Annotated in this window: 30 protein-coding genes; 13 read left to right on the forward strand and 17 right to left on the reverse strand. The window is 68.6% G+C overall.

Annotation, left to right across the window (positions count from 1 at the left end; all coding sequences use genetic code 11):
- Window position 1: 1 nt before the first annotated feature.
- From lptB to AC3A4E_RS05805, 5 genes are read right to left on the reverse strand one after another with little or no spacing between them, the layout of a single operon-like run.
- Window positions 2-721: an LPS export ABC transporter ATP-binding protein gene (lptB, locus tag AC3A4E_RS05785; RefSeq protein WP_487630581.1), complete on the reverse strand. Its 720-nt coding sequence runs from the start codon at window positions 719-721 to the stop codon at window positions 2-4.
- A complete protein-coding gene (lptA, locus tag AC3A4E_RS05790; RefSeq protein WP_487630582.1) occupies window positions 721-1,209 on the reverse strand; it encodes a lipopolysaccharide transport periplasmic protein LptA in 489 nt (162 codons plus the stop codon). Before lptA ends, lptB begins: the two co-directional genes overlap by 1 nt.
- Before the next feature lie 31 nt (window positions 1,210-1,240).
- Complete coding sequence (gene lptC, locus AC3A4E_RS05795) at window positions 1,241-1,807, reverse strand: LPS export ABC transporter periplasmic protein LptC (RefSeq protein WP_487630583.1); 567 nt, start codon at window positions 1,805-1,807, stop codon at window positions 1,241-1,243.
- A complete protein-coding gene (locus AC3A4E_RS05800; RefSeq protein WP_487630584.1) occupies window positions 1,804-2,361 on the reverse strand; it encodes a KdsC family phosphatase in 558 nt (185 codons plus the stop codon). Before AC3A4E_RS05800 ends, lptC begins: the two co-directional genes overlap by 4 nt.
- A gap of 40 nt (window positions 2,362-2,401) precedes the next feature.
- The gene (locus tag AC3A4E_RS05805) at window positions 2,402-3,403 is read right to left on the reverse strand and encodes a KpsF/GutQ family sugar-phosphate isomerase (RefSeq protein WP_487630585.1); all 1,002 of its coding nucleotides are present in this window, start codon (window positions 3,401-3,403) and stop codon (window positions 2,402-2,404) included.
- A gap of 163 nt (window positions 3,404-3,566) precedes the next feature.
- Here AC3A4E_RS05805 and AC3A4E_RS05810 point away from each other — a divergent pair, with 163 nt between their 5' ends.
- The 3 genes from AC3A4E_RS05810 to AC3A4E_RS05820 are packed head-to-tail and all read left to right on the forward strand — an operon-like array spanning window position 3,567 to window position 5,377.
- A complete protein-coding gene (locus AC3A4E_RS05810) occupies window positions 3,567-3,818 on the forward strand; it encodes a BolA family protein (RefSeq protein ID WP_232137043.1) in 252 nt (83 codons plus the stop codon).
- Window positions 3,818-5,077 carry a UDP-N-acetylglucosamine 1-carboxyvinyltransferase gene (gene murA / locus AC3A4E_RS05815; RefSeq protein WP_487630586.1) on the forward strand — a complete coding sequence of 420 codons (1,260 nt, stop codon included), beginning with the start codon at window positions 3,818-3,820 and terminating at the stop codon, window positions 5,075-5,077. Before AC3A4E_RS05810 ends, murA begins: the two co-directional genes overlap by 1 nt.
- Before the next feature lie 3 nt (window positions 5,078-5,080).
- Window positions 5,081-5,377, forward strand: coding sequence for a hypothetical protein (locus tag AC3A4E_RS05820; protein WP_487630587.1), 297 nt, complete (start codon window positions 5,081-5,083; stop codon window positions 5,375-5,377).
- Window positions 5,378-5,446: 69 nt separating this feature from the next.
- Here AC3A4E_RS05820 and AC3A4E_RS05825 read toward each other — a convergent pair whose 3' ends face one another.
- Genes AC3A4E_RS05825 through purM form a run of 5 tightly spaced genes read right to left on the reverse strand, consistent with a single transcriptional unit; the run spans window position 5,447 to window position 9,067 of the window.
- Window positions 5,447-6,145 carry a DUF3108 domain-containing protein gene (locus AC3A4E_RS05825; protein ID WP_487630588.1) on the reverse strand — a complete coding sequence of 233 codons (699 nt, stop codon included), beginning with the start codon at window positions 6,143-6,145 and terminating at the stop codon, window positions 5,447-5,449.
- Between the two features lie 14 nt (window positions 6,146-6,159).
- Complete coding sequence (locus AC3A4E_RS05830) at window positions 6,160-6,885, reverse strand: DUF3108 domain-containing protein (RefSeq protein ID WP_487630589.1); 726 nt, start codon at window positions 6,883-6,885, stop codon at window positions 6,160-6,162.
- Between the two features lie 10 nt (window positions 6,886-6,895).
- Window positions 6,896-7,552 (reverse strand): phosphoribosylglycinamide formyltransferase, encoded by a 657-nt coding sequence (gene purN / locus AC3A4E_RS05835; protein WP_487630590.1) that lies wholly within the window; start codon window positions 7,550-7,552, stop codon window positions 6,896-6,898.
- Window positions 7,552-7,971 carry a hypothetical protein gene (locus AC3A4E_RS05840; RefSeq protein ID WP_487630591.1) on the reverse strand — a complete coding sequence of 140 codons (420 nt, stop codon included), beginning with the start codon at window positions 7,969-7,971 and terminating at the stop codon, window positions 7,552-7,554. Before AC3A4E_RS05840 ends, purN begins: the two co-directional genes overlap by 1 nt.
- A 52-nt stretch (window positions 7,972-8,023) precedes the next feature.
- On the reverse strand, window positions 8,024-9,067 hold the full coding sequence (purM, locus tag AC3A4E_RS05845) for a phosphoribosylformylglycinamidine cyclo-ligase (protein WP_487630592.1): 1,044 nt from the start codon (window positions 9,065-9,067) through the stop codon (window positions 8,024-8,026).
- A gap of 146 nt (window positions 9,068-9,213) precedes the next feature.
- On the opposite strand from purM, the gene AC3A4E_RS05850 reads away from it, so the two are divergent.
- From AC3A4E_RS05850 to hda, 3 genes are read left to right on the forward strand one after another with little or no spacing between them, the layout of a single operon-like run.
- Entirely contained in the window at window positions 9,214-10,308 is a 1,095-nt protein-coding gene (locus AC3A4E_RS05850; protein WP_487630593.1) for a DUF2066 domain-containing protein, read from the forward strand.
- Window positions 10,309-10,342: 34 nt separating this feature from the next.
- Window positions 10,343-11,527, forward strand: a complete 1,185-nt coding sequence (locus tag AC3A4E_RS05855) for an AI-2E family transporter (protein WP_487630594.1) — start codon at window positions 10,343-10,345, stop codon at window positions 11,525-11,527.
- A 7-nt stretch (window positions 11,528-11,534) separates the two neighbouring features.
- Window positions 11,535-12,236: a DnaA regulatory inactivator Hda gene (gene hda / locus AC3A4E_RS05860; RefSeq protein WP_232137025.1), complete on the forward strand. Its 702-nt coding sequence runs from the start codon at window positions 11,535-11,537 to the stop codon at window positions 12,234-12,236.
- Between the two features lie 44 nt (window positions 12,237-12,280).
- On the opposite strand, the gene murU is transcribed toward hda, so the two are convergent.
- Entirely contained in the window at window positions 12,281-13,006 is a 726-nt protein-coding gene (murU, locus tag AC3A4E_RS05865; RefSeq protein ID WP_487630595.1) for an N-acetylmuramate alpha-1-phosphate uridylyltransferase MurU, read from the reverse strand.
- A 159-nt stretch (window positions 13,007-13,165) separates the two neighbouring features.
- Here murU and AC3A4E_RS05870 point away from each other — a divergent pair, with 159 nt between their 5' ends.
- Window positions 13,166-13,639 carry a DUF6491 family protein gene (locus AC3A4E_RS05870; RefSeq protein WP_487630596.1) on the forward strand — a complete coding sequence of 158 codons (474 nt, stop codon included), beginning with the start codon at window positions 13,166-13,168 and terminating at the stop codon, window positions 13,637-13,639.
- Here the strand turns inward: AC3A4E_RS05870 and AC3A4E_RS05875 are convergent.
- Genes AC3A4E_RS05875 through ftsY form a run of 4 tightly spaced genes read right to left on the reverse strand, consistent with a single transcriptional unit; the run spans window position 13,615 to window position 17,577 of the window.
- On the reverse strand, window positions 13,615-13,890 hold the full coding sequence (locus AC3A4E_RS05875) for an oxidative damage protection protein (RefSeq protein WP_487630597.1): 276 nt from the start codon (window positions 13,888-13,890) through the stop codon (window positions 13,615-13,617). The genes AC3A4E_RS05870 and AC3A4E_RS05875 overlap by 25 nt on opposite strands.
- 2 nt (window positions 13,891-13,892) lie before the next feature.
- The gene (mutY, locus tag AC3A4E_RS05880) at window positions 13,893-14,972 is read right to left on the reverse strand and encodes an A/G-specific adenine glycosylase (protein WP_487630598.1); all 1,080 of its coding nucleotides are present in this window, start codon (window positions 14,970-14,972) and stop codon (window positions 13,893-13,895) included.
- A complete protein-coding gene (locus tag AC3A4E_RS05885) occupies window positions 14,969-16,276 on the reverse strand; it encodes an AsmA family protein (RefSeq protein ID WP_487630599.1) in 1,308 nt (435 codons plus the stop codon). Before AC3A4E_RS05885 ends, mutY begins: the two co-directional genes overlap by 4 nt.
- Window positions 16,273-17,577, reverse strand: a complete 1,305-nt coding sequence (gene ftsY, locus AC3A4E_RS05890) for a signal recognition particle-docking protein FtsY (protein ID WP_487630600.1) — start codon at window positions 17,575-17,577, stop codon at window positions 16,273-16,275. The genes AC3A4E_RS05885 and ftsY overlap by 4 nt, the downstream gene beginning before the upstream one ends.
- Window positions 17,578-17,658: 81 nt before the next feature.
- On the opposite strand from ftsY, the gene rsmD reads away from it, so the two are divergent.
- The 6 genes from rsmD to AC3A4E_RS05920 all read left to right on the forward strand — a co-directional run bounded on the left by rsmD (window position 17,659) and on the right by AC3A4E_RS05920 (window position 22,287).
- Window positions 17,659-18,270 carry a 16S rRNA (guanine(966)-N(2))-methyltransferase RsmD gene (gene rsmD / locus AC3A4E_RS05895; protein ID WP_487630601.1) on the forward strand — a complete coding sequence of 204 codons (612 nt, stop codon included), beginning with the start codon at window positions 17,659-17,661 and terminating at the stop codon, window positions 18,268-18,270.
- Between the two features lie 75 nt (window positions 18,271-18,345).
- Window positions 18,346-18,840 carry a pantetheine-phosphate adenylyltransferase gene (gene coaD, locus AC3A4E_RS05900; RefSeq protein ID WP_232137019.1) on the forward strand — a complete coding sequence of 165 codons (495 nt, stop codon included), beginning with the start codon at window positions 18,346-18,348 and terminating at the stop codon, window positions 18,838-18,840.
- A gap of 40 nt (window positions 18,841-18,880) precedes the next feature.
- Window positions 18,881-19,432, forward strand: coding sequence for a hypothetical protein (locus AC3A4E_RS05905; protein ID WP_487630602.1), 552 nt, complete (start codon window positions 18,881-18,883; stop codon window positions 19,430-19,432).
- 157 nt (window positions 19,433-19,589) lie between these two features.
- Window positions 19,590-19,844: a YfhL family 4Fe-4S dicluster ferredoxin gene (locus tag AC3A4E_RS05910; protein ID WP_232115790.1), complete on the forward strand. Its 255-nt coding sequence runs from the start codon at window positions 19,590-19,592 to the stop codon at window positions 19,842-19,844.
- Window positions 19,841-21,625, forward strand: coding sequence for a gamma-glutamyltransferase (gene ggt, locus AC3A4E_RS05915; protein ID WP_487630603.1), 1,785 nt, complete (start codon window positions 19,841-19,843; stop codon window positions 21,623-21,625). Before AC3A4E_RS05910 ends, ggt begins: the two co-directional genes overlap by 4 nt.
- 254 nt (window positions 21,626-21,879) lie before the next feature.
- Complete coding sequence (locus tag AC3A4E_RS05920; RefSeq protein ID WP_487630604.1) at window positions 21,880-22,287, forward strand: MAPEG family protein; 408 nt, start codon at window positions 21,880-21,882, stop codon at window positions 22,285-22,287.
- Window positions 22,288-22,345: 58 nt separating this feature from the next.
- Here AC3A4E_RS05920 and upp read toward each other — a convergent pair whose 3' ends face one another.
- Window positions 22,346-22,978, reverse strand: coding sequence for a uracil phosphoribosyltransferase (upp, locus tag AC3A4E_RS05925; RefSeq protein WP_487630605.1), 633 nt, complete (start codon window positions 22,976-22,978; stop codon window positions 22,346-22,348).
- A gap of 124 nt (window positions 22,979-23,102) precedes the next feature.
- On the reverse strand, window positions 23,103-25,952 hold the full coding sequence (locus AC3A4E_RS05930; protein ID WP_487630606.1) for a TonB-dependent receptor: 2,850 nt from the start codon (window positions 25,950-25,952) through the stop codon (window positions 23,103-23,105).
- Window positions 25,953-26,098: the final 146 nt, after the last annotated feature.

A 26,098-nucleotide genomic window follows, 5' to 3' on the forward strand; every position in this document is an offset into this window, starting at 1 on the left:
CCTACAGACGGAAGGATTCCCCCAGGTAGACGCGACGCACGTCAGGATTGGCCAGCAGCGCTTCCGGAGCCCCCTGCGCAAGCACGCCGCCGTCACTGAGGATATACGCCCGGTCACAGATCCCCAAGGTCTCGCGGACGTTGTGATCGGTGATCAGCACACCGATGCCACGTTCCTTGAGATGGGTGACGATCCGCTGGATCTCGCCGACCGAGATCGGGTCGACGCCGGCGAAGGGTTCGTCGAGCAGCATCATGCGCGGATTGGCCGCAAGTGCACGGGCGATCTCGACCCGGCGCCGCTCGCCACCCGACAGGCTGGCGCCGGCCTGGTCGGCGACGTGGGTGATCTGCAATTCGTCCATCAGGTCGGCCAGCGCTTTCTGGCGACCGGCCTTGTCCAGGTCCTCGCGCAGCTCCAGCACCAGCATGATGTTGTCGGCGACGCTGAGCTTGCGGAACACCGACGGTTCCTGCGGCAGGTAGCCGACGCCGCGCTTGGCGCGGGTGTACATCGGCTCGGCAGTGATGTCGTGGCCGTCGAGCACGATGCGGCCGGCATCGGCCGGCACCAGGCCGACGATCATGTAGAAGCATGTCGTCTTGCCGGCACCGTTGGGGCCGAGCAGACCGACCACCTCGCCGGCATCGAGCGTCAGGCCGAATTCCTTGACGACCTCGCGCTGCTTGTAGCGCTTGCGCAGACCTTCGGCGACGAGCATCAGCGGCCGCCCTGCGCCGCAGGCGCCGGCTGCTGCGCCGGGGTCTGGTTGCGCGGCTGGAACTGCATACGCACGCGCCCCTGGCCTTCACCGCCGCCCTGCACCTGGCCGGTCGACATGTTGTAGACGATGCGCTGGCCTTCCATCTTGCCGCGCCCCGGCTGGTTGACGACGGCATTGCCGGTCAGCACCACGGTGTCGTTGGGCATGTTGTAGTCGGCCTGGGCCGCAGTCGCATCGACCCAGCCGCCGTCGTCCATCTGCTGCTTCATCTTCACCGGGCCACCGGTGAGGATCACGCGCTGGAATTCGCCACGGCTGCGGCGCACGTCCGCGCGGGTCGCCTGGATTTCCAGAGTGCCCTGGGTGATGGTCACGCCGCTGGTGAACAGGCAGGGCAACTGCTCGTTGCTGACCGAACAGTCGCTGCCGCCGGCGTCGACGTCGAGCGGCTGGTTGCGGTCCGAGGACTTGGCAGCTGCAGCCATCGGCAATGCCAACGCTGCAAGCAGGAGGAGACTAGCGGCGGGTGTTGGGGTCATTGCGGAGTTTCACATTGGAGAGGAGTTCGATCCGTCCCGAATCGAGGTCGGCGCGCATGCCGGTGCCCTGCATTGTAGAGCCGGGCTGTACGACATCGACCAGCGCCTCGGACGTGGCGCGATTGCTCTGCGGGAACACGTCCAGCGCCTCGGTGCGCATCGTCGTGGGCCGCGGACTGCCTTCTGGACTGTCGGCGACGACGTCACCGCGCAGGCGGACTTCATCGTTGTCTTCCGATACCCACCCCGTCTGTGCGCGGACCTGCCAGCGCCCGTCGCCTTCCTTCTCGGGGATGTGGAACAGCGGCGTCACCAGATCGAGGGTGCGCGCGCCGGGCGTCTGCTGGAGTTCGGGGGCCTGCAGCGAGAACGCTTCGCGGCCCTCGCTGTCGAGCGCGACGATGTCGAAATCACGCAACAGGTAATCCGTGCGGCCGTCACCGGCACCGTCGGCCGCGATGCTGTCCTGTTGGCGCCAGGCCGACCAGCCCGACACGAGCGCGCCGACCAGCAACACGACGGTGAGGACGAGGCGCCAGTTCACGAGACACGCCCATCGGCATGGATGCCGGCCAGGCGGCCCTGCGCGTGCAGGATCAGATCGCACAGTTCGCGCCCCGCGCCGCGTCCACCGTTGGCGCGGGTGCGCCAGTGCGCGCTGTCGCCGGCGCAGGCGTGCGCGTCAGCGGGCGACACGGCGAAACCGACGGCGCGCATCACGCCAACATCGGCCAGGTCGTCGCCCATGAAGGCCACTTCGTCCAGCGTGACGCCGAGCGAAGCGCACAGCGACTCGACGCGCTCGCGCTTGTCGGCGACGTGCACATGCGCCTCCACGCCGAGGTCCGCGGCGCGGCGCTCTACGATGCCGCCCTTGCGCGCGGTCACCAGCGCGACCGCGATGCCGACCTTGCGCAGCAGCACCAGGCCCTGACCGTCGTGGACATGGAAGGTCTTGATCTCGCGGCCGTCGCTGTCGAAGCCCAGGCTCCCATCGGTCAGCGTGCCGTCGACGTCGAAGCACGCCAGGCGCACGCGGGCGGCGCGGGCGAGGATCGCATCGGAGACATCGGCAAAGGGGGCAGGGGCGTCGGGCATGGTTTCGAAGGTATCGGGCATTGAATGAATGGGCGCCGGCTCAGACCACGCGGGCGCGCAGAAGATCCTGGATGTTCAGCGCGCCGACCACCCGGCGATCGCCGTCGATGACCGGAAGCATGGTGATCTTCCGGGTTTCCATCAGGCGCGCCGCCTCGACCGCGAGCGCATCGGCCGCGATCGCGATCGGGTCGCGGGTCATCACGTCGGCAATGCGCGCATCGCGGACGTCGATGGCCGGATCGGTCAGCGTGCGGCGCAGGTCGCCGTCGGTGTACAGGCCGATCAGGCGCTGGGCCTCGTCGACGACCACGGTCATGCCCAGTCGCTTGCGGCTCATCTCCAGCAGCGCGTCGGCCAGCGAAGCATCGGCGGACACGGTCGGAATCTCGCCGCCGCCATGCATGACGTCGCGGATGTGCAGCAACAGGCGGCGACCGAGGGCGCCGGCCGGATGCGAACGGGCGAAATCGTCGGCGGTGAAACCGCGGGCCTCCAGCAGCGCGACGGCCAGCGCATCGCCCATCGCCAGCGACGCCGTCGTGCTCGCGGTCGGTGCCAGCGCCAGCGGACAGGCTTCGGCCGGCACGCTGATGTCGAGGTGGATATCGGCGGCCATGGCCATCGTCGACGTGGCGCGTCCGGTCACAGCGATCAGCGCATTGCCCTGGCGCTTGAGCACCGGCAGCAGCATCAGGATCTCGTCGGACTCGCCCGAATACGACAGCGTCAGCACGACGTCGGCGTCGGTGATCATGCCCAGATCGCCGTGACCGGCTTCGCCCGGGTGCACGTAGAAGGCCGGGGTGCCGGTCGACGCGAAGGTTGCAGCGATCTTGCGGGCAACATGGCCGGACTTGCCCATGCCCATGCAGACCACGCGGCCGCGGCACTCGAGAATTCGCGCGCAGGCGGCGGAGAATTCGCCGTCCAGCCGCGCGGCGACCGCCTGCAGACCTTCGACCTCGACCGCGAAGACACGTCGTCCGCTGGCGGCGAAACCGGACCCGGCAGCGGTAACTTCACGGGGGTGGTCGACCATATCCGGCACAGGGCTTTTCCGTTAGGCTAAGCCGTTCATTTTATGCGCTTTCCGGCGTGAATGCCCCGCGACAGGCGGCGTCGGCGATGACGGCTCATCCGCGCTTCACGCAGCGGTCGCAGCGACGTTCACGGCCCGGCAGCGCGGCCACAGGACCCGATTCTTGGATACCCAGACCATCACCGACCTCATCCAGCAGGGTCTGCCCGACGCCGTGGTGCACGTGCAGGGCGACGACGGCGTGCACTTCGAGGCGCTGGTCGTCTCGCCCGCATTCGCCGGCAAGCTGCCGCTGGCACGCCATCGCATGGTGTACGCGACGCTCGGCGCGCTGATGGGTCGCGAGATCCACGCGCTCGCACTCAACACCAAGACGCCTGACGAACACGCGGCCGCCGGCGCAGGACAGGGCTGATGGACAAGATCATCGTCACCGGCGGCGCCACGCTGCAGGGCGAGGTGCGGATTTCCGGTGCCAAGAACGCCGTGCTGCCGATCCTGTGCGCGACCCTGCTCGCCGATGCGCCGGTCGAAGTCACCAATGTGCCGCATCTGCATGATGTGCTGACGACGACCAAGCTGCTGTCGGGCCTCGGCGCCGGCGTGGAACACGACGTCGACAACGGACGCGTCACCGTCGATCCGCGCAGCGTGACCAGTCACGTCGCGCCGTACGAACTGGTACGCACGATGCGCGCCTCGATCCTCGTGCTCGGCCCGCTGCTGGCCAAGTACGGCGCCGCGGAAGTGTCGCTGCCGGGTGGCTGCGCGATCGGTGCGCGCCCGGTGGATCTGCACATCAAGGCGCTCGAAGCGCTGGGTGCGACGATAACCGTCGAACACGGCTTCATCCGCGCGCAGGCCGAGCGTCTGCGCGGTGGCCACGTGGTGTTCGAGACGATCAGCGTCGGCGCGACCGAGAACGTGCTGATGGCGGCGACGCTCGCCGACGGCACCACGCTGATCGACAACGCCGCGCGCGAGCCGGAGATCGTCGATCTCGCCGAATGCCTGATCGCGATGGGCGCCGACATCCGCGGCGCGGGCACGTCGCGCATCGAAGTGCGCGGTGTCGAGCGCCTGCATGGCGCCACGCATGCCGTCGTCGCCGACCGTATCGAGACCGGCACCTTCCTCGTTGCCGCGGCGATGACCGGCGGTCGCGTGACCGCGGTGGGCGCGCGTCCGGACACGCTGGGCGCGGTGATCGAACGCCTGCGCCAAGCGGGCGCGACGGTCGAGATCGACGGCGATCGCATCACCGTCGACATGCACGGCCGTCGTCCACGCGCGATCGACATCGTCACCGCGCCGCATCCCGGTTTTCCGACCGACATGCAGGCGCAGTTCATGGCGATGAACTGTGTCGCCGAAGGCAACGGCACGATCGACGAGACGATCTTCGAGAACCGCTTCATGCACGTCAGCGAGCTGATGCGCCTGGGCGCGGAGATCGACATCGACGGGCCGCGCGCCAGCGTGCACGGTGTCGAACGCCTCAGCGGCGCGCCGGTGATGGCGACCGATCTGCGCGCATCGGCGTCGCTGATCCTCGCCGGCCTGGTGGCCGAGGGCGATACGACGATCGACCGCATCTACCACCTCGACCGCGGCTACGAGCACATCGAACGCAAGCTGTCCGGTCTGGGCGCACGCATCCGGCGGGTGAAGTAGGTCATGGCGTTCAGGGGCCGGTTGTCGAACCGCCGCATCGCGCTGTTCGCGACGATCGCGGTCGTGCTGCTCGCGCTGGGCTGGATGCGCTACACCAATGCTGCGGCACTCAGCGGCATGCCGTTCAAGGACATGGACTGGAACGAGGACGGCGAGCTGACCCGCGGCGAAGTGCTGCAAGGCTTCTTCACCATCACTGCGGTGCGCACGCGCGACGGCAACCGCAGCTGCGTCGACTATCGCCGCCGCGGCTCGGCCGAATCGATCCGGGTGGAGTGCAGGACCGAAACCGCGCCCTGATGCGCGGTCGCCGGAACCCACAAAAAAGGCCCCGCGATGCGGGGCCTTTTGCGTGATGCGACGTGCGGATCAGTTGACCGACTGCAGGCGCATGTCGATGTGGTCCTTGCCGTCGCGACGCTGCAGCAGACGCGCAGGTACCGGCATGTCGTCGACGATCCACGCGATGATCTCGCGGCGTCCGTCAGTACGCACGACCTTGGTGGCCTGCAACGCACGACCGCCGACGGTCACCTGCTCGGTGCCCTGGCGCTCGAACACCTGGCGCCTGGCGCGGCCGTCTTCGACCAGACGGTAGCGTAGCGGCGACTTGCCGGCCTGCACGTCACGCACCAGCACGAGGTTCATCAGCATGCCGTCGAGATCGCCGGCCTGCAGCTTCACCGGTCCGCTCTGGCCGTCGCGCACGTCGCCGGCGAAACGGGCTTCGCCCGCGTTCCAGTCGTACGTGGTGTTGAGTTCGCGGTTCTTCATCAGCATCGCCGCGAGGCCGGATTCGCCGCGCTGCGAGTCGCTGCTCGACACCGGACGCCACTGCTCGCCATTGGCTTCGAAGGTCGTCGTCTGTTCCAGACGCGCGCCGGCGCCCGCCACCTGCAGGTCGTACTTCCATCGGTTGCCGCCTTCCTGCGCGAGATTCATGTTCGCCTGCGCGCGCATGCCCATGTAGTTGGCCTGGTAGGTCGCGGTGAACGGCTCGATTGCCATCGCGGGCAGCGCAGCGAAGGCCAGCAGCGCAGCGCCGGTGGCGGTCAGCAATCGGGTCATGGGGGCTCGTGTCTTCATTGTGGTGCTCCTTGGTATTCGACCAGGCGCAGGTCCACCGCGTCCTCGCCATCTTCGCGTTGCAGGATCCGGACCGGCGTCGGTACGCCGTCCGCGACCCAGATGATCATCTCGTCGTTGCCGCCGTTGGTTCGTGAAACGCGCAACGCCGAATAACTGATGTCGCCGACCTGCACGAGCTCCGGCTCGGCCGCCGCCTGATACGCGTACTGGCGCACGCGGCCGCCGTCGACGAAGCGGTACTGCAGTGTCGCGTTCGGCGCGGCATCTCGCATCACTGCCAGATTGATCAGCAGCGCGCTCATGTCGCCGGGCTGCAGCGGTACCGGATCGCGGCGACGCTTGCTCAGATCGCCGGTCCAGCGTGCGACGTTGTTGGCCCAGTCGTAGACGCCCTCGACCTTGCGGTTGAAGAACACCGCAGCCTTGCGCGTCGTGCTCTGGCGCAGCGGGCGGTAGACGGTGCCCACCACGTCGAACAGCGTGTCCTGTTCCAGATTCAGACCCAGGATGCCGGCGAACCCGCGGTTGCCGCGGATGCCCAGATCCACCTGCCACTGTGCGCCCTGCGGTTGCAGGCGCATCGTCGCCGTGCCGGCCTGCTTGCCCTGGTGCCAGGCGTCGTAGGTCGCGACGAACGGCTCCAGCCCGGCACCGCGCGCGGCCGTGGGCCACGCGACGATCAACAAGGCGGTCGCGAACAGGGAGAGGAGGGCGCGCATAGGACGGGCATCATGCGAAGCGATCAGTGGCTGCCAGCTGAAGCGGCGCGGCGGCGCGCTGGCCGTCGACATGAACGCCGTCTTCATGCAGCCGCACACGGTCGGCGGCGATCCAGCGCAATGTCTCCAGCAGCAGCGGATGTTCCCGGCCCAGCACGCGCGCCGACAGCGTCTCGGCATCGTCGCCGGGCAGCACCGGCACCCGCGCCTGCGCGATCACGGGGCCACCGTCGAGCTCGGCGGTCACGTAATGCACGCTGGCGCCGTGTTCCGGCACGCCGGCATCGAGCGCGCGCTGGTGCGTGTGCAGGCCCTTGAAGTCGGGTAGCAGCGAAGGATGGATGTTGATCATCCTGCCGGCGCGCGCGGTCATCACCTCGGCGCCGATCAGGCGCATGTAGCCGGCGCAGACGATCAGGTCAGGTGATGCGGCATCAAGCGCGCCGAACAACGCGGCGTCGTGCGCGGCGCGGTCGGCGAAGTCGCGCGGACGGATCGCATGGGCCTGCAGGCCGGCGTCGCGGGCGCGCACCAGCGCCTGCGCGTCCTTGCGGTCGGACCAGGCGCCGATGACGTCCGCGTCCAGCGTGCCGGCCGCGATCGCATCGAGGATCGCCTGCAGATTGCTGCCGCGGCCCGAGGCCAGTACCGCCAGTCGCAACGTCATCAGCGTGCGCCCGTGGCGTCGAACAGGGCGCGGGTGTCGGGGCGCTGCACGATCACCAGCGTCGCGATGCCCAGCGCGGTGCCGAGCGGCACATGCAGGCAGAGCAGCGCGGCGACGGTCGTGCACAGGCCGGGGCGCGTGTGCCGCAGCAGATGCAGCCCGGACCAGATGCACAGCACGCCGCCGATCAACGAGCCGATACCCAGCATCGCGAAGACCGCGATCGTCGCCTTGCCGACGGGATCGGTGAAGCCTTCGGCGGCTTCCTGGGTGAAACCGAACACCAGAATGATGCCGAAGACCACGGCGCCGGCGAGCGAGAGCCCGCCGAGGATGAGGTGCAGCACGCCGAGCGTGCGCAACTGGCTGGACGCCGTGGCAGGCAACACCGGCACGCGCAGCACCGGCGATGCGGCCACCGGCGGCGCGTACGGAGACGCGGGTTCGGATCCGGCCGACACAGCGCCGGAATCAGCCGATGCGGACGCGATCGCCGTCGCCGGCTTCGATCACTTCGCCGATCGTCCAGTGGGCGAGATCCAGGCCATCGAGCGCGGCGCCGAACGCGGCCACGCTGTCGGCCGGCACCACCAGCACGAAGCCGATGCCGCAGTTGAACGTGCGCCACATCTCGTGATCGGCGACTGCGCCTTCGCGCTGCAGCCACTCGAACACCGGCGGCTGCGGCCAAGATTTTGCGTCGATCGTCAGGCCAAGGCCGTCGGGAATCACGCGGATGATGTTCTCGGTAAGGCCGCCTCCGGTGACGTGGGCCATCGCGTGCAACTGCGGGCCGAGATCGCTGCGCAGCAGTTCAAGCACCGGCTTCACGTACAGCGTGGTCGGTGCCATCAGCGCGTCGACCAGATTCACGCCGCCGACTTCGACATCGGTCGGGCGACCGGCGCGCTCGAAGATGCGGCGGATCAGCGAGTAGCCATTCGAGTGCGGGCCGCTCGATGCGATGCCGACCAGCACGTCGCCGGCCTGCACCTTGCTGCCGTCGCGCAGCTCGGATTTCTCGACCGCGCCGACGGTAAAGCCGGCCAGGTCGTATTCGCCGATGCCGTACATGTCCGGCATCTCGGCGGTCTCGCCGCCGATCAGCGCGCAGCCCGACAGCTCGCAGCCGCGGGCGATGCCGCCGATGACGGACGCGGTGGTGTCGATGTCGAGCTTGCCGGTGGCGAAGTAGTCGAGGAAGAACAGCGGCTCGGCGCCCTGCACCAGCACGTCGTTGACGCACATCGCGACCAGATCGATGCCGATCGTGTCGTGGCGGCCGAACTGCTGGGCCAGCTTGAGCTTGGTGCCCACGCCGTCGGTGCCGGAGACCAGCACCGGCTCCCGGTACTTGCCCGAAAGGTCGAACAGCGCGCCGAAACCGCCCAGGCCACCCATGACCTCGGGCCGGAAGCTGCGCTTGACCAGCGGCTTGATGCGTTCGACGAGTTCGTTGCCCGCGTCGATATCGACGCCGGCATCACGGTAGGTCAGGGGAGTGGGTGCGGTCACGGCAGCCGTCGCAAAGCGGGAAGACCGGTGATTTTAGCAGCCGGCCGGCTCCCGGGCGCAGGCCATGCGTCGGCATCGCCACGGACCGTCCGCATCGTTTATGGCACCATCGCGCCTCGATGACGCCCCGATCCAGGACTTGCCGGATGCACCGCCAGAAGCGCTCGTTGGACATGATGACGTGGCTGGTGGCCGCGCTGCTGGGCCTGTGTGCCGTTTCCGGCACCGCTTCCGCGCAGCGCGTGGAGGGCGACCGGGCCTCGGCCGTCGGTCTCTACGCGGCCGAAATTCCGGTCCGCAGCCAGAGCGAGTCCGAGCGCGAGGCCGGCTTCACCCGCGCGCTGGCACAGGTGCTGGGCAAGCTGTCGGGCGACCGCAACGCCGCCCAGCGTCCGGGCGTAGCGCAGGAACTGCGCCGCGCCGCCCAGTACGTCGAGGGCTACGACTACCGCCAGGACGAGGGCGTGTCCTCGCGCGGCTCGCCGACCTTCACCACCACCTTGGTCGTGCGCTTCCGCGAGGACGACGTCGACGCCGTCGCCGGCGCGCTGGGCCTGCCGGTGTGGCCGGATCCGCGGCCCAAGCCGGTGATGTGGCTGGCGATCGACGACGGGTCCGGCCCGCGTCTGGTCGGGCTGCAGCAGAACAATGTGGCCCGACCCGCCCTGCAGCGGGCCATCGAGCGCGGCTATCGTCTCGGCCTGCCGACCGGCAACGCTGCCGAACAGGCCGCCGTCGGCGCGATCTGGCGCGGTGACACGGCGTCGATCGCGCGCATCTCGGCGCGTTACAACCCGCCGATGCAGCTCATCGGCAAGCTCTACCGGGACGGCAGCGACTGGAAAGCCGACTGGATCTTCGTCGACAGCGGTCGTGTCCTCGCGCGCTGGAGCGAGACCGGTGCCGATGCGCGCCGGACGCTGGCGACCGGTGCCGATGGCGCTGCCGACGCGCTGACGAAGCGTTACGCGCGCACCAGCCCGACCGGCGCGCCGTCGACTCAGGCGATCGTGTTCTCCGGCATCAACAGCAGCGCCGACTACATCAAGCTGTCCGCGCAGCTGCAGCGCATGTCGGTGGTGCGCGGCATCCGTCCGGTCCGGGCGACGCCGCTGGGGCTGGAAGTGCAGCTCGATCTGCTCACCGGCCTGACCGGCTTCCGCCGCATGGCCGACGAGAATGTGTTCGTGGAAGCCGACGGCAACATCGAGGGCGTCACGCCCGTGTTCCATCTGCGTTGATCCCTTCTTCGCTGCACCGCACGGACCGCCACCGATGATCCAGACCGACCCCGCGAACGCCGACATCGCGCGTTTCCTCAAGCGCCTGCAATGGGGTCTGGTCGCGTTCGCCGTCGGCTATGTGATCTGGCTGCTCGGCCCGATCCTGACGCCCTTCGTGCTGGCGCTGCTGCTCGGCTGGCTCGGCGATCCGCTGGTCGACCGCCTCGAGCGTCGTGGCCGGTCGCGCGCGGTCGCGGTGACGCTGGTGTTCCTGCTGATGACGCTGCTGCTGGCGCTGGTGCTGATCATCCTGGTGCCGATGATCGAGCGGCAGATCGTCACCCTGATCGACAGCCTGCCCGAGTACCGCGACTGGCTGCTCGGCACCGCGCTGCCGTGGATCGAACAGCGCACCGGTTACGAAGTGGTGTCCTGGCTCGATACCGAGCGCCTGATCGAACTGATCCGCGGCCACTGGCAGCAGGCCGGCGGTGTCGCGGCGACCGTGCTGGCCTATGTGTCGCGCTCGGGTTTCGCGATTCTCGCGCTGGTCATCAATCTGGTGCTGGTGCCGATCCTGGCGTTCTATTTCATGCGCGACTGGGACCTGCTGGTCGACCGCGTCGCGGCGCTGATCCCGCGCGACCACATCGACACCGCCACGCGCCTCGCTCGCGAGACCAGCGAGTCGCTTGGCGGCTTCCTGCGCGGCCAGTTTCTGGTGATGCTGGGGCAGGGCGCGATCTATGCCGTCGGCATGTCGGTCGTGGGTTTGCGTCTGGGTCTGCTGATCGGCATGGTCGCCGGCCTGATCAGCTTCATTCCTTATCTCGGTGCGACCGTCGGCATCCTGCTCGCGCTGATCGCGGCCATCGTGCAGGCGCAGGGCTTCGACTGGCAGTTGCTGATCCTGATCGGCGTGGTGTTCACGATCGGCCAGCTGGTCGAGAGCTACGTGCTGACGCCGCGTCTGGTCGGCGACCGCATCGGCCTGCACCCGGTTGCGGTGATCTTCGCCGTGCTCGCGGGCGGCCAGCTGTTCGGCTTCCTCGGCATGCTGCTGGCGCTGCCGGTGGCGGCGGTCGTCAACGTGCTGCTGCGCTACGCGCACGAGCGCTACACGCACAGCCGCCTGTACGCCGGCGACAAGCCGGATATCGAGATCGCGGGCGCGGCGACGTCGCAGCGTCCGGTGATCATCGTGACCGACACCAAGGGTCTGGACGGCGAGCGTTGAGCCAGGCATGAGTGGTCCATCGCCCCAGTTGCCGCTGGCGCTCCGGTATCCGCCGGACCAGCGGCTCGAAACCTTCGTCGCCGACGATGCCGCGTTGCTGCCGCAGCTGCGCGACTTCGCGCTGGCCGGCGTGCGCCGCGGGCTGTATGTCGAAGGCGCCTCCGGCACCGGCAAGACCCATCTCGCGATCGCGCTGTGCGCGGAAGCCGACCGGCTCGGCCGGCGCGCCGTCTATCTGCCGCTGCGTGGCATCGCCGGCCGCCTGCGCGACGCTGCGCAGGCACTCGATGGTCATGATCTGGTCGCGATCGACGATGTCGATGCGATCGCCGGCGACCGCGACGACGAGGTCGCGTTGTTCGATCTGCACAACCGGCTGCACGACGCCGGCCGCGCGGTGTTCTACACCGCGTCTGCATCGCCGGATGCGCTCGCACTCGGCCTGCCGGATCTGCGCTCGCGACTCGGCCAGTGCATCCGCGTGCCGCTGCCGGTGCTCGACGACGCGGGCCGTCACGATCTGCTGCGCCTGCGCGCCGAACGTCGTGGCCTGCAGGTCGACGCGGCGACCATCGACTGGCTGCTGCGTCGCCATGATCGCGATCTCCCCGCGCTCACCGCGCTGCTGGATCGTCTCGATCACGCCTCGCTTGCCTCACAGCGCCGACTGACGGTGCCCTTCGTACGCCAGGTGCTGGCGCTCGACTGAGCGCGCGACTGGCGAAAGCCTCTCCAGGACGCTCGCGCGAAAACTCAACTCAAGGTTGCATCCAGGTGCGCCAGCCGCTCGGGCGTGCCGACATCGGTCCAGCGCCCCGGATGATGCGCGCCGGTCACGCGGCCGTTCGTCATCGTCGCGCGCAGCAACGGCGCGAGCTTGAATCGCGGCGGCTCCAGATCGACGCCCGGCGCGCTACCGATGATGTCGCGCCAGTCGTGCAGCAGGGCCGGGCGATAGACGCCGATCCCCGAGAACGTCAGCTTCGACGCGCCATCGCTGCGTACGTCCGCGCCGTCCAGTGCGAAATCGCCTGCGGGGTTGTGCGCGGGATTGTCGACGAGCACCAGATGCGCATCGCCCTCCGGCTCGGCCGGCAGCTGCGCGAAGTCGTAATCGCTCCAGATGTCGCCGTTGACCGCGATGAAGGGCGCATCGTCCAGCAGACGCAGCGCGTGCAGCATGCCGCCGCCGGTTTCCAGTGGCGGCGCACCTTCGTGCGAGTAATGCAGCCGCAATCCCCAGCGACTGCCGTCGCCGAGTGTCGGTTCGAATCGCTCGGCGAGCCATGACACATTGACCACGACATCGCGTACGCCGAGCGCGGCAAGTTTTTCCAGATGCCAGACGATCAGCGGCTTGCCGCCCGCCGCCAGCAGCGGCTTGGGCGTGGTGTCGGTCAGCGGCCGCATGCGTTCGCCCAGGCCCGCGGCGAAGATCAGGGCCTGGCGATGGCGGGCAGATGCAGGCGCGTTCGACACGGCGGATCCAGCAGGGCGGGCGCGACAGCGTACCCGTCAGCCGCAGTGCCGGCGAGCCGGCCCGCGGCTGAACGTCATCAGCGCATTGCCGCGTGCGCGGCACAAGCCGGGCGCATCATCGACTGCATCTCCGCAACCGTGCATCCGCAGGAGCCCCTCATGGTCCCGACCGTCCGCCGCCGTCTTCGCACTGGAGCAGCGCTGCTCGCGGTGCTCGCACTCGCCGCCTGCGGGAGCTTTCCGCGCACCACCGACGCCGAGAAGTACGCGCTCTACGACGCGCATGCCGGCGAAGCGGTCGATCACTTCCGCTACTTCGGTTCGATCAACGGCTGGACACCGCTCGGCGATTCGGCGCTCGCGGTGTGGACGCGGCCGAGCGAGGCCTGGCTGCTGGATCTGACCGGCACCTGCCAGGACCTCACGTTCACTCCGGCGATCGGCCTGACCAGCAGCATGGGGCGCGTCAATGCGCGCTTCGACAAAGTGCTGGTGCGCAGCCGCGGTTCGATCAGCATGCCGTGCCACATCCAGCAGATCCGTCCGCTGGACATCAAGGCGGTCCGCGCCGCCGAGAAGCGCAATCCCGAAGGCGCGCCTTCGATGGATCAGGCGTCGGACGCAGGCACGTAACCGGCGACGGTGCCGGTCTGGCGTTCGAACAGGTACTTGCGCATCTCGCCTTCGAGGAAGGCGCGGTGCTTGGGATCCAGCGGCGACAGCCGGTTCTCGTTGATCAGCATGGTCTGGTGCGCCAGCCAGCGCGCCCAGGCCGGCTTGCCGATTTCGGCGAAGACCTGCTTGCCGAGTTCGCCGGGCCAGGGAACGAAGTCCAGGCCCTCGGTTTCGGTCTGGTCGTGGACGCAGAAGACGCGTCGGCTCATGGTCAATCCTCCAGGGCGATGCGCGGCGCGAGCAGCAGCGTGCGGATCGGGGCGGGAATGCCGAGCGTCGCGAGTTCATCGCGTGCCACCCAGCGCAGTCGGTCATTGTCGCCCACGCGGTGACGGGCCGGGAGGCCCGACCAGTGCAGCGGTTGCAGGCGCAGTCTGAAATGGGTGAAACCGTGCTGCACCGGCAGCAGGTGTTGCGGCGTATCGAGATCGACAGCGTCGACGAGACCGGGTGCGTGCATGCGCAGCCAGTCGAGCGCGCGCGCATCGTCTTCGGCCTGCGGCAATGACCACAGCGCGGCCCAGATGCCGGTCGGCGGGCGCTTTTCCAGCAGCACGCGGCCCTTTGCGTCTTCGAGCAGCAGCACGCTGGCTTCGCGCTCGGGTAGGGCCTTGGTGGGCCTTGGCGTCGGCAGTTCGTCGACGCGGCCCTGCGCGAACGCGGCGCAATCCTCGTTGACCGGACAGAGCAGGCACGCGGGGTTGTGGCGCGTGCACAGCGTTGCGCCGAAATCCATCTGCGCCTGCGTGTAGTCAGCCAGGCGCGTGTCCGGCAGTAGCGTCGCGGCGATCGCCCACAGCTGTTTTTCGATCTTCGGTTGCGCAGGCCAGCCTTCGACGGCGTGGCGCCGCGCGAGCACGCGCTTGACGTTGCCGTCGAGGATCGGAAACGGATCGCCCCAGGCCTGCGACAGGATCGCGCCAGCCGTGCTGCGGCCGATGCCGGGCAGGTCGAGCAGGGCGTCGAGGTCTCGTGGCAGATCGCCGTCGTGCAGCTCGACGCAGCGCTGCGCGGCGGCGTGCAGATTGCGCGCGCGGGCGTAGTAGCCGAGGCCCGACCACAGCGCGAGCACGGTGTCCTGCGGCGCGTCGGCAAGTGCGCGCACGTCGGGCAACGCGTCGACGAAACGCTCGAAGTAGGGAATCACGACTCGCACCTGGGTCTGCTGCAGCATGATTTCCGACAGCCACACGCGATACGGCGTGCGCGGGTGCTGCCACGGCAGATCGTGCCGACCATGCACGTCGAACCACGCCAGCAGACGCGCCGCGTAATCGGTGCGTGCGATCACGGCGTCGTGTCTCCGCTGCCGTCGTCGAAGGTGATCTCGACGCCTTCCAGCACTGCGCCGGAGACTTCGACGCGATCGGCGGTCAGCTGTCCGCGCAGGGGCGGCAGGGGTGAGCCGGTCGAGAGTGCATCGAACCAGCCGAGCATCGCCGCGATCCGCGCCTCGCCATCGAAGCGCGCATGTTCGTGCTCGAGCCGCAGCGCGATCGGCGCCGACGCATCCGCCGGACCGTCATAGCGCAGCGCGAATGGCAACGGTTGTGTCGAGTCCGACAGCGGTGGCGGCAATGCCGGCCATGCGTCCGGCCACTGTGCGATGCGGCCATCGAGCGCGAGGGTGAGTCGTTCGCCGAGTGCGACGCGGCCACCGGCGACGAGATCCGGCACCACGCCTTCGCCGCGCAGGGCGATGCCCATCGGCGCGAAACCCAGCACGTTGCCGTCGCCGCCGACATGCAGCGCGCCGTGCAGACCGAGTACGAACGGCAGCGCATCGGCAGCGTCAGCGCCCTTCCAGCGCGCATCGATCGCGATGCGCAGCGGCGACAGTGCGAAACCGGGCATGTCCGCATCGATGCGTGTGGCATCGGCCTGCAGCGTGGTGTCGAGCCGGCCGGATGCATGCACCACCACGAGCGTGCCACGCGCCTGCAACTCGCGTGCATCGACTGCGCGATCTGCGTGCACGCGCAGCCGGAACGGCGCCTGGAGCGCGTCGATGTGCACGGTGCCGCCGACCTGCGCGTCGAGCGGCCGGTCGGCATGCAGGGCCGGCAGATCCAGCGCGAGTCCGTCGACATACCAGCCATCACCGTCGAGGCGGCCACGCACGATGCGCACGCCGTCGGTGATCGTCGGCACCTTGCCGTCGCCCGGCGGACGCGCATCGAGCCAGCGCAACAGCGACGGCAGATGCAGGCGCGGTGCATCCAGTTCGACGCGGCTGATTTCGAGATCGGCGCCGCGGCTGCGGATGGTTTTCCACGGCAGCGACAACAGCATGCGGTCCGCATGCAGCATCGGCACGTCGGACGTGGCCGATCCGGTCGCGGCGATGCTGACGTCGCGCACCACCAGTTGCGGCGTGCCGCGCAGACGGTATTCGACATCGCCTTCGAAGCTGATGCGCAGGCCCAGCGTGGGTTCGATGCGCGCCAGCACCAGACGCAGAGCGCGTTCGGGCGGCAGCAGTACCTGCACCAGCAGCGCGGCGACGATCGCCAGCACCAGCGCGATCAGCAGCAGGCGCAGCCAGCGCAGGCGCCGCGGCGCCGATGGCTCGGGCGCCGGAGCGGGGTTGCTCACGCCCCCAGCGTCTCCGGCAGCATCGCGTCGACGAAGGATTCGGCGTCGAACACCCGCAGATCTTCCGGACGCTCGCCGATGCCGGCGAAGCGGATCGGGATGCCGAACTCGCGGGCCAGCGCGAACACCACGCCGCCCTTGGCGGTACCGTCGAGCTTCGTCACGACCAGGCCGGTGACCTGCGCCGCGGCATTGAACTGGCGCAGCTGCGACAGCGCGTTCTGGCCGGTGGTGCCGTCGATGACCATCAGCACTTCGTGCGGCGCGGTCGGGTCGATCTTGCCGAGCACGCGGCGGATCTTGCCGAGCTCGGCCATCAGGCCCTGCTGCGTGTGCAGACGGCCGGCGGTGTCGGCGATCAGGATGCCGGTGCCGCGCGACTTCGCCGCCTGCAGCGCATCGAAGGCGACCGCGGCCGGATCGGCGTCCTGGCCCTGGGCGACGACGGGCACGCCGTTGCGTTCGCCCCAGGCCTTGAGCTGAGACACTGCAGCGGCGCGGAAGGTATCGCCGGCCGCGAGCATCAGCGCGTGGCCTTCGTCCTTGTAGCGCTTGGCGAGCTTGCCGATCGTCGTGGTCTTGCCGACGCCGTTGACGCCGACGGTCAGGATCACGAAGGGCTTCGCGTTCGTGTCGATGACCAGCGGTTTCGCGACCGGCTCGAGCATGGCGATGAGATCACCGCGCAGCGCTTTGAGCAGATCGTTGGCATCGACGAACGCGCGCGCCTTCATGCGTTTGCGCAAGGACTCGACCAGTTCGGTGCTCGCGGCGACGCCGACGTCGGCGGTCAGCAACGCGGTCTCGATCTCGTCGAGCAGATCTTCATCAAGCTTCGGATTGCGGGAGAACAGACCGCCGAAGCTCTTCGCGAACGTGCTGCCGCCCAGGCGCTCGCGCCAGCCGGACTTGCCGGGCGCGGCGGCGGGCATGGTGCTCGCGAACACATAGTCGGCCAGTGCCGCAGCCGGATCGACGAACGCGGGCGGAGGAGGCGCAGGTGCGGGCGTTGCAACGGGTTCGGGAACGACCGGTGCGATCTGCGTCGCCGGCAACGCCGCATCGGCGGGCAGGCGCTCGGCATCGAGCGGCTGCAGCGGTGCCGCGATCGGATCGACGGCCTGCGTATCAGGCGCAGCAGTCGGCGCAGGCGGGGGAACGACAGGCGCCTGCGCAGGTGCAGGTGCGGGCGCAGCGGGCGGCGCGAACGCAGCAGCGATGTCTTCGGCGCTGAGGCGGCGTCGGCCGCTGTCGGCCTCGGGCTTGTCGGGGGATTTGTCGCGCTTGAACCAGCTGACCATGCGGCGGTCGGGTCGGGGATGGGGGAGAATGGCGCGCATGGTATCACCCGCCTTTCAGGCGCCCCGTGCGGGCGCACACGTATGAAGACCCCTCGTAGCGGCGGCTCGGGCAGGTCGTCACCGAACGTCAACCGCAACACCGGGCCGGGTCGGGTGCGCATCGTCGGCGGCCGCTGGCGCGGCACGCGTCTGGATGTGCCCGATGTCGCCGGGCTGCGGCCGACCTCGGACCGGGTCCGCGAAACCCTGTTCAACTGGCTGCTGCCGGTGCTGCCCGGTGCGCGCGTGCTCGATCTGTTCGCGGGCACCGGCGCGCTCGGGCTGGAAGCCGTCTCGCGCGGCGCGGCCAGCGCGGTGCTGGTCGAACGCGACCTCGGACTCGCCGCCGCCCTGACCGCAACCGCGGCACGCCTGTCCGGCGGCGAAGTGGTCTCGGTCCAGCGCGGCGATGCGGTGTCGATGGCGGGCGCGCTGCCGGCCGGCAGCATCGACATCGCTTTCGTCGATCCGCCGTTCGCCGCCGACCTGTGGGCGCAGGCCTTCGCCGCGCTCGCGCCGGCGCTGGCGACGGACGCCTGGCTGTACGTCGAATCGATGGCCGAACGGCCCGCGCAACCCGGTCCCGGCTGGCAGCTGCACCGTGAGCTGGCGACCCGCGAAGCGCACTGCGCGCTGTACCGGCGCGCCGGCTGATCGCCGCGCGCGCCGCTGCTACACTTGCCGCCCGCGCCACGTTCCATCCGATTCCTTCGACAGCGAACGCAAGCCATGAGTGCGAGCCGCCACCGTATCGCGGTCTATCCCGGGACCTTCGATCCGATCACCAACGGCCACGTCGACCTCGTCGACCGTGCCGCGCCGCTGTTCGAAAAACTGATCGTCGGCATCGCCGAAAGTCCGGCCAAGCGCCCGGCGATGACGCTCGAAGAGCGCGTCGAACTGGCCCGCGTCGCGACCGCCCACCACACCAATGTCGAAGTCATCGGCTTCGACTCGCTGCTCGCGCACTTCGTGCACGAAGTCGGCGCCGGTGTGCTGCTGCGCGGTCTGCGCGCGGTGTCGGATTTCGAATACGAATTCCAGCTCGCCAGCATGAACCGGCATCTGATTCCGGATGTCGAAACGCTGTTTCTCACGCCGGCCGAGCAGTACGGCTTCATCTCCTCCACGCTGGTGCGCGAGATCTCGCGTCTCGGCGGTGACGTGTCGGGCTTCGTGCCCGCCGCTGTCGATCGCGCATTGCGCAAACACTCGCAACGCTGACGTTGCCCATCAAACACCAGAGAAAAGAAGAGGGAATCCCATGAAGTCCATCACCCGCGCAATGCTGATCGCCTGCCTCGTCCTGCCGGTCATCGCCTGTGGCAAGAAGGAAGAGCCGCAGCAGGTCGAGGCCGCGCCGGTCGCGGTGCCCACCACCGAGGACAAGACGGCGTGGAACGCCTATCTCAACGATGTGGCCGGCCGCCACATGGAAGGCGTCAACAACTCGCCCTACGTCTATCTGGTGCCGCCGGCGCCTGCGCCTGCTGCCGATGCGCCGCCCGCAGAGGCCACGACCGCCGATGGTGACCCGACGCTGTCGACGCCGGTCGACGGCGCGTATGAGCGTCTGCTCGAGAAGGCCGAGCAGGACGTCGCCCGCGGCATCACCCGCGGCAACCTGCTGATCTTCGCGGGCCTGGATTCGTCGCGCACTGCCGATCTGATGGTCGCCTCGTTCGCCAAGGTCGGCGCCGGCACCATGAACGGCGTGCGTGTGCTGTTCATCGGCAGCGCAGCGGACAGCGAGCGCGTCAAGGCCGTCGTCGAGCCGACCGGTTCGGAGTACGTGTTCATCGACAACGCCGCCTGATCCAGCGGTTCGACGGCGGCCGGCACGTCCGGTCCGCCGTTCTCGACAACGCCACCGCGCGCAGGCCCGGTGGCGTTGTCGTATCTGAAAGACGCGCGGTGGACCGAGTTCCACCCATGGAACGCCGGCACCACGGCGCACGCTCTACAATGCGCACATGTCCTTGAAGATCAACGAGCTCTGCGTCAACTGCGACGTGTGCGAGCCGGCTTGCCCGAACCAGGCGATTGCCCAGGGCGAGACGATCTACGTCATCGATCCGGCGCGCTGCACCGAATGCGTGGGTCACTTCGACGAGCCGCAGTGCGTGGTCGTCTGCCCGGTCGAATGCATCGACCCCGATCCTGATATCCCTGAAACCCAGGTGCAGTTGCTCGCCAAGCTGGCGCGCCTGCAGCAGGAGGCGTCATGAGCCGTTCCCGCTTCGCGTTCGCCGGCATGCCGGCGCTGCTGCTGTCGATGCTGCTGCTCGCGATCGCGCCGTCCTGTGCACGCGACGTCCGTGCGCCGGACGCGCCTGCGGCCAGCGCCGTGCAGAACACGGCGACGCCGCCCGGCAATGCGGTTGCGTCCGCGCACACGCTGGCGACCGAGGCCGGCCTGCAGGTCATGCGCGAGGGCGGCAATGCCTTCGACGCGGCGATCGCGACCTCGGCGGTGCTGTCGGTGGTCGAGCCGATCTCGTCCGGCCTCGGCGGCGGCGGCTTCTTCCTGCTGCACGACGCCAGAACCGGACGCGACATCTTCGTGGACGCGCGCGAGACCGCGCCGGCCAGCGCGCAGTCGGATCGCTATCGCAAGGCCGACGGCAGCTTCGACCGCGACCGCGCCGAGAACGGCCCGTGGTCGGCCGGCATTCCGGGCCTGCCTGCGGCGTTCGTGCACATCGCCGAGACCTACGGTGCGCTGCCGCTGTCGAAGTCGCTGGCGCCGGCGATCCGCATCGCCGAGGAAGGCTTCCCGGTCTACGCGCGGTTCGCGCGCGGCTACCAGTCGCGTCGCGCGGTGATGGAGCGCTACCCCGGCACGCGCGCAGTGTTCCTTGCCGATGGCCAGGCGCCGAAAGAAGGCGACACCTTCCGCCAGCCCGATCTCGCGAACACCCTGCGCCTGCTGGCCGAGCGCGGCTTCGACGGGTTCTACGGTGGCGAAACGGGCGCCAAGCTCGTTGCCGGCGTCAATGCAGAAGGCGGCGAATGGACCGCTGCGGACCTGTCCGCCTACAAGGTGGTCGAACGCGAGCCGATCCGGTTCCGCTATCACGACTGGGACGTGGTCACCGCGCCGCCGCCGTCGTCGGGCGGCATCGCGATGGCGCAGATGCTGCAGATCCTCGAGCCCTGGGATCTGACGAAACTGGACAATGCCGCGCGTACGCACCTGGTCGTCGAGTCGATGCGCCGCGCGTTCCGCGACCGCACCTTCTATCTGGGCGATCCGGACTTCGTGAAGATTCCGCAGCGCATGCTGCTCAGCCGCGACTACGCCGCCGGCCTGCGCGCGACGATCAATCCGGCCAAGGCGACGCCCAGCGATCTGCTGTCGGGCGATCCCACGCCGCTGGAAGACGAGGAGACCACGCACTTCTCGATCGTCGATGCCGCCGGCAACCGCGCCGCGGTCACCCAGACGGTCAACCTGCTGTTCGGCAGCGGCCTCGTCGCGCCCGGCACCGGCGTGCTGCTCAATAACGAGATGGACGATTTCGCCCTGCAGCCCGGCGTGCCGAATGCGTTCGGCGTGATGGGTTTCGATGCGAACGCGCCGAAGCCGGGCAAGCGCCCGTTGAGTTCGATGACGCCGACCTTCCTCGTTTCCGACGATCGCGTCGCCGTGCTCGGCACGCCCGGTGGCAGTCGCATCATCACGATGGTGCTGCTGGGCATCCTCGGTTACGACGCCGGCCTCGATGCGCAATCCGTCGCCGCGCTGCCGCGCTACCACCACCAGTGGATGCCGGACACGATCTCGGCCGAATCCGACGCGTTCTCCGCCGACACCGCGGCCAAGCTGCGCGCGATGGGCCACACCGTCGATCTGCCCGGCGATCGCGCTGCGGGTGGTCGCGGGTCCAGCCACGTCTGGGGCAACCTGCAGACCATCGAATGGAATCGCGCGAACGGCACGCTCACCGGCGGTAGCGATCCGCGCAATCCGGTGGGTTCGGCGAAGGTGGAACCCGTCGCGCGCTGAGCGGCTGCGCCTGGAATCGCGCACACATCCGGCGCGGGAGGCGTCATGACGCGGAGGTCGATCCGGAGCATTTCCCTCGCACCGGACCGGTGTCCTGCAACGCGCCGGCCGCGGCACGCGTCTCTGTTCCTGATCTGCGCTCCTGAAACCATACTGGCGCAGGTCGTGCGTGATGACGCCCGCCGCTCCAGCACCTGCCAACCCGCCGCGGCACTCGCCGCGCGTTCCCTGCACCACGCCTTCGAGACGACACCATGACGCCACGCATCTCGCTTCTCATCGCATCGCTGCACGTGCTGCTCTATCTGGTGCTGACGGTTCGTGTGGTCCTGCACCGCAACGTGCACAAGATCGGGATCGGCACAGGCGGCGACGAGACCCTGTCGCGCAAGGTCCGGGTGCACGCGAACTTCATCGAATACGTTCCGCTCGGCCTGCTGTTGCTGGCGCTGCTGGAACTGGCGGCCGTCAACACGACGCTGCTGTGGACGTTCGGCATCGCACTTCTGGTCGCGCGCGTGCTGCATGCGATCGGGCTGGGCGGTTCGGCGGGGTATTCGTTCGGCCGCGGCACCGGCGCGTTGCTGACCTTCGCGACGCTGTTCGCGATGGCCGCCTTCGGCATCTGGCGTTTCGTCGCCGGGGCGATGATCGTCCCCTGAGGGTGTTTGCGCAGGCGCGCGTTCGCGCGCGCCTGTTCTCGTGCTTTGTTCTCGTGCTTCAGTCGACTCGCGTGCCGAAGATCTTGTCGCCGGCATCGCCGAGTCCCGGCAGGATGTAGCCCTTCTCGTTGAGGCGTTCATCGATCGAGGCGGTGTAGACCTCGACATCCGGGTGCACCGCCTCGAGTGCCTTCAGGCCCTCAGGTGCCGCGACCAGGAACAGTCCCTTGATGCGGCTCGCGCCCGCGGCCTTGAGCATCGACACCGTCGCGATCAGTGTGCCGCCGGTCGCTAGCATCGGATCGAGGATCAGCGCGGTGCGATCGGCCATGTCGCCGACGAGATTCTCGTAGTAGGGCACCGCTTCGAGCGAATCCTCGTCGCGTTTGATGCCGACCACGCTGACCTTGGCCGCGGGAATGAGATCGAGCACGCCCGGCAGCATGCCGATGCCGGCGCGCAGGATCGGCACCAGGGTGATCTTGCGGCCCTTGATGCGGCGCACGCGCACGGTGCCGGCCCAGCCTTCGACCTCGGCATCCTCGGTTTCCAGATCCGCCGTGGCCTCGTAGGTCAGCAGCGTTGCGACTTCAGCCGAGAGTTCCCGGAAGGTCTTGGTGCTGTTGTCGGCGCGGCGCATCAGGCCGAGCTTGTGCTGCACCAGCGGATGGCGGACTTCGACGGTTTTCATGGCAGGACCTGTGCGGAAACGATGCACATAGGATCGCATGCGACTCCGCAGCAGGCGCCTCCGTCTCCGGAACGTAGAGGGGCCGGACAGGCCGGCCCCTCGTCACACAGGGTGCTGCGATGGATCAGAACTGGTAGCGCACACCGGCCAGCCACGAGCGGCCGAAGCCTTCCATTTCCAGCACGCGGTTGCGCTGACCCTGGAAGCGCACCTGGCGGGTGTCCTGGAGGTTGTTGGCCTCGCCGAACACGGCCCAGCCCGCACCCAGCTGGTAGCTGGCGGAGAGGTCCAGGCTGGCGCGGTCGTCCCAGTACACGTTGAGCGCGGTATTGCTCACGTCGAAAGCCTGGATGAACTTCGAGCGGTAGTTGTACGCGATTCGTGCGTTCAGGCCGTACTTCTCGTAGGTCAGTGCGACGTTGTAGTTCGTGCGTGATGTGCCGGGCAGTTCGGTCTTGCCGAGGCCGAACGGAAGCTCGGCTTCGGAATCGGCATAGGTGAAGTTCGCATAGATGCCCAGGCCGTCGAGCGCGCCGGGCAGCATGTCGAAGGTCTGCTGCCAGGTCAGCTCGGCACCGAAGATGCGGCCGTTCTCGCCGTTCTCCGGCCGGGTGATGCGCTGGCGCACGTCCGCGGTGGTGCCATCGGCCTGCGGCACGTCCTGCCAGAGTTCGGTGCTGTTGGCGACGAACAGCGGGTTCTCGATGCGCTTGTAGAACAGCGCTGCCGAGACCAGGCCCAGCGGGCGGAGGTAGTGCTCGAACGAAACGTCGAAGCTGTGCGCGTAGGCGGCCTTGACCTCGGGATTGCCCACCTGGATGTCGTTCCATGCGTTCTCGCCGAGGATGCGGTACGGCGCGGTGTGCATGAAGTCCGGGCGGTTGAGGCCCGTCGAATACGACGTGCGCAGGATCGTGTCGGGCGAGAACTCGTAACGCAGGTGCAGGCTGGGCAGGACGTGGCCGTAGGTCCGGCTGGCGGTGACCGGCGTGACTTCGATGATGTTGCCGTCTGCATCGGAGCGCAGCGAGGTGGCGGTGCCTTCCAGCTCGGTCCGCTCGTAGCGCGCACCGGCAATCATCGTCAGGTCGCCCCAGTTCGCGTCGACGCGCGCATAGGTGGCGTAGATGTCTTCGGATGCGGTGTAGTCGCCGGTGATCGAGGCGGCGTCCAGCCGTGCGTGGTTGTCGCTCTCGCGCAGCGGGTCGGCGTACTTGTTGAAGATGTCGCGGCAGAAGCGGCGGCCCGTCAGGAAGTAGTCGAAGTTGTTCGACACGCTGTCGCACAGCATGTCCGAGTAGCTGATGCCCAGTGCGTTGAAGTCGGCCGCGCTGCCGTTGCGATGGCGTTCGTCGTCGAAGCGCTTGTCACGCAGTCGTGCACGCACGCCGAACCGGAGGTCGCCGGTGTCGCCGACGAAATTCTGCGCGCGGGAGAAGTCGACGCGGAAGCTGTCTTCGCTTTCCTCGCTGTACTCGTAGCGTTCGTTGAGGCGCCGGAACTGGTACCAGTTCTCGGGCAGGTTGACGCCCGTCGCCGGTGCGTCCGCGCGTCCCAGGATCGTCCAGACGGGGAAGTCGGGGTTGCTGTAGTCGTAGGCCATCCGCGGGCGCACCGAGGAGCGGAACACGTACTGGTCGCGCGGTTCCGTGGTCTTGGTGGCCTTGCTCTGCGCGGCCTGCCAGTCGACGCGCCACTGGTCGCCCAGGTAGTGCTCGCCGCCGAGGTTGTAGGTGCGGATGGACTTGTCGTACGTGCGCTCGCGCAGCTCCTTGTCGAAGGTCGCGCGCCCGGCCACGCCGGAGCGTTCGTCGGAGCCCGCTTCGTGACGCTCGAGTTCGATGGCGAGCGTGTCGCGGAATTCGCGGTCCTCGAAGTTGGCGTCCGAAGCCACGAGATAGAGCAGGTGATCGGGGTTGATGCGGTAGTCGAAGCGGCCGGTCAGACCGGTCCGCGTGCGCGTGCCCTCGTAGTCCTTGATCTCGACGACGGTCGGCAGGATGTCGCCGTCCACGTCTTCGTACAGCGCTTCGACGTTGTCGGTGAAGCGTTCCTGCTTGCTGAGCGAGCCGGAGATCAGCACGCCGAAGTTGCCTTCCGCGCCGAAGCGATGGCCGACCGTGGCGTTGTAGCGCTGGTTGTCGCCGTCGCCGAGCTGGTACTTGCCGCCGGCGGCGGACGCACGCAGGGTCAGGTCCTCGCGGTCGAGCGCGCTCTGGGTGCGGATGTTGATGTTGCCGGCGATCGCATCGCCATCCATGTCCGGCGTGATCGCCTTGGTGACTTCGAGCGCGGCGATGACATCGGCGGGAATGGTGTCGAGCTCGACACCGCGGCTGGTGGCGTCGGGATTGGCCAGCTGCACGCCGTCGATGGTGACGGTGGTGAATTCCTTGGGCGCGCCGCGCATGGTGACGTAGCGGCCTTCGCCCTGGTCGCGTTCGATCGACACGCCCGGGATGCGCTGCGTGGATTCGGCGATGTTGTTGTCCGGGAACTGGCCGAGCAGATCGGCCGAGACCACGTTGACGTAGTTGGTCGAGGCGCGCTGCTGGTTGAGCGCCATGGCCTGCGCGTCGCGGCTGGCGCGCACTTCGACCACGCCCATGTCGGTCGCGGCGACCGTGCTGCGCAGCGTGACTTCGATCTGTGCGCCGCGCGTGTCGCCGACTTCGACGTCGGACTGGTGGCGTGTGTAGCCCAGGTAGTCGACCTGCAGCGGGTAGCGGCCCGGGGCCAGGCCGGTCACGCGGAAGAAGCCTTCGCGGTCGGTGCTGACCTGGCGGCCGTCGACGGTGACGATCGCGCCTTCGAGCGACACGCCGCGCGAGGCTTCGCTGACCTTGCCGACGATCGTGTTCGCCATGGCGGCGATCGTGTCGACGCTCGACGGCTGTGCGGTGGCGGGCTGCGGGCAGGCCAGGGCGAGCGTGGCGGCGATGGCCGCGGCAAGGACGGTACGACTGGGTGACATGGGGACTCCGATGGAAGATGCGTGTGCCGGGGGCATGGCGAAGCCGCAGCCGTCACGTCGCGGCAGGCGGCGTGCGTTGCGTGTGTGCGTTGTGGCGTGCGTCGCGTATCGGCGACGCCCCGTTCCCCCGGGGTCGGCATCTTGCG

It is taken from the genome of Luteimonas sp. Soil_N_1 (genome assembly GCF_057656255.1).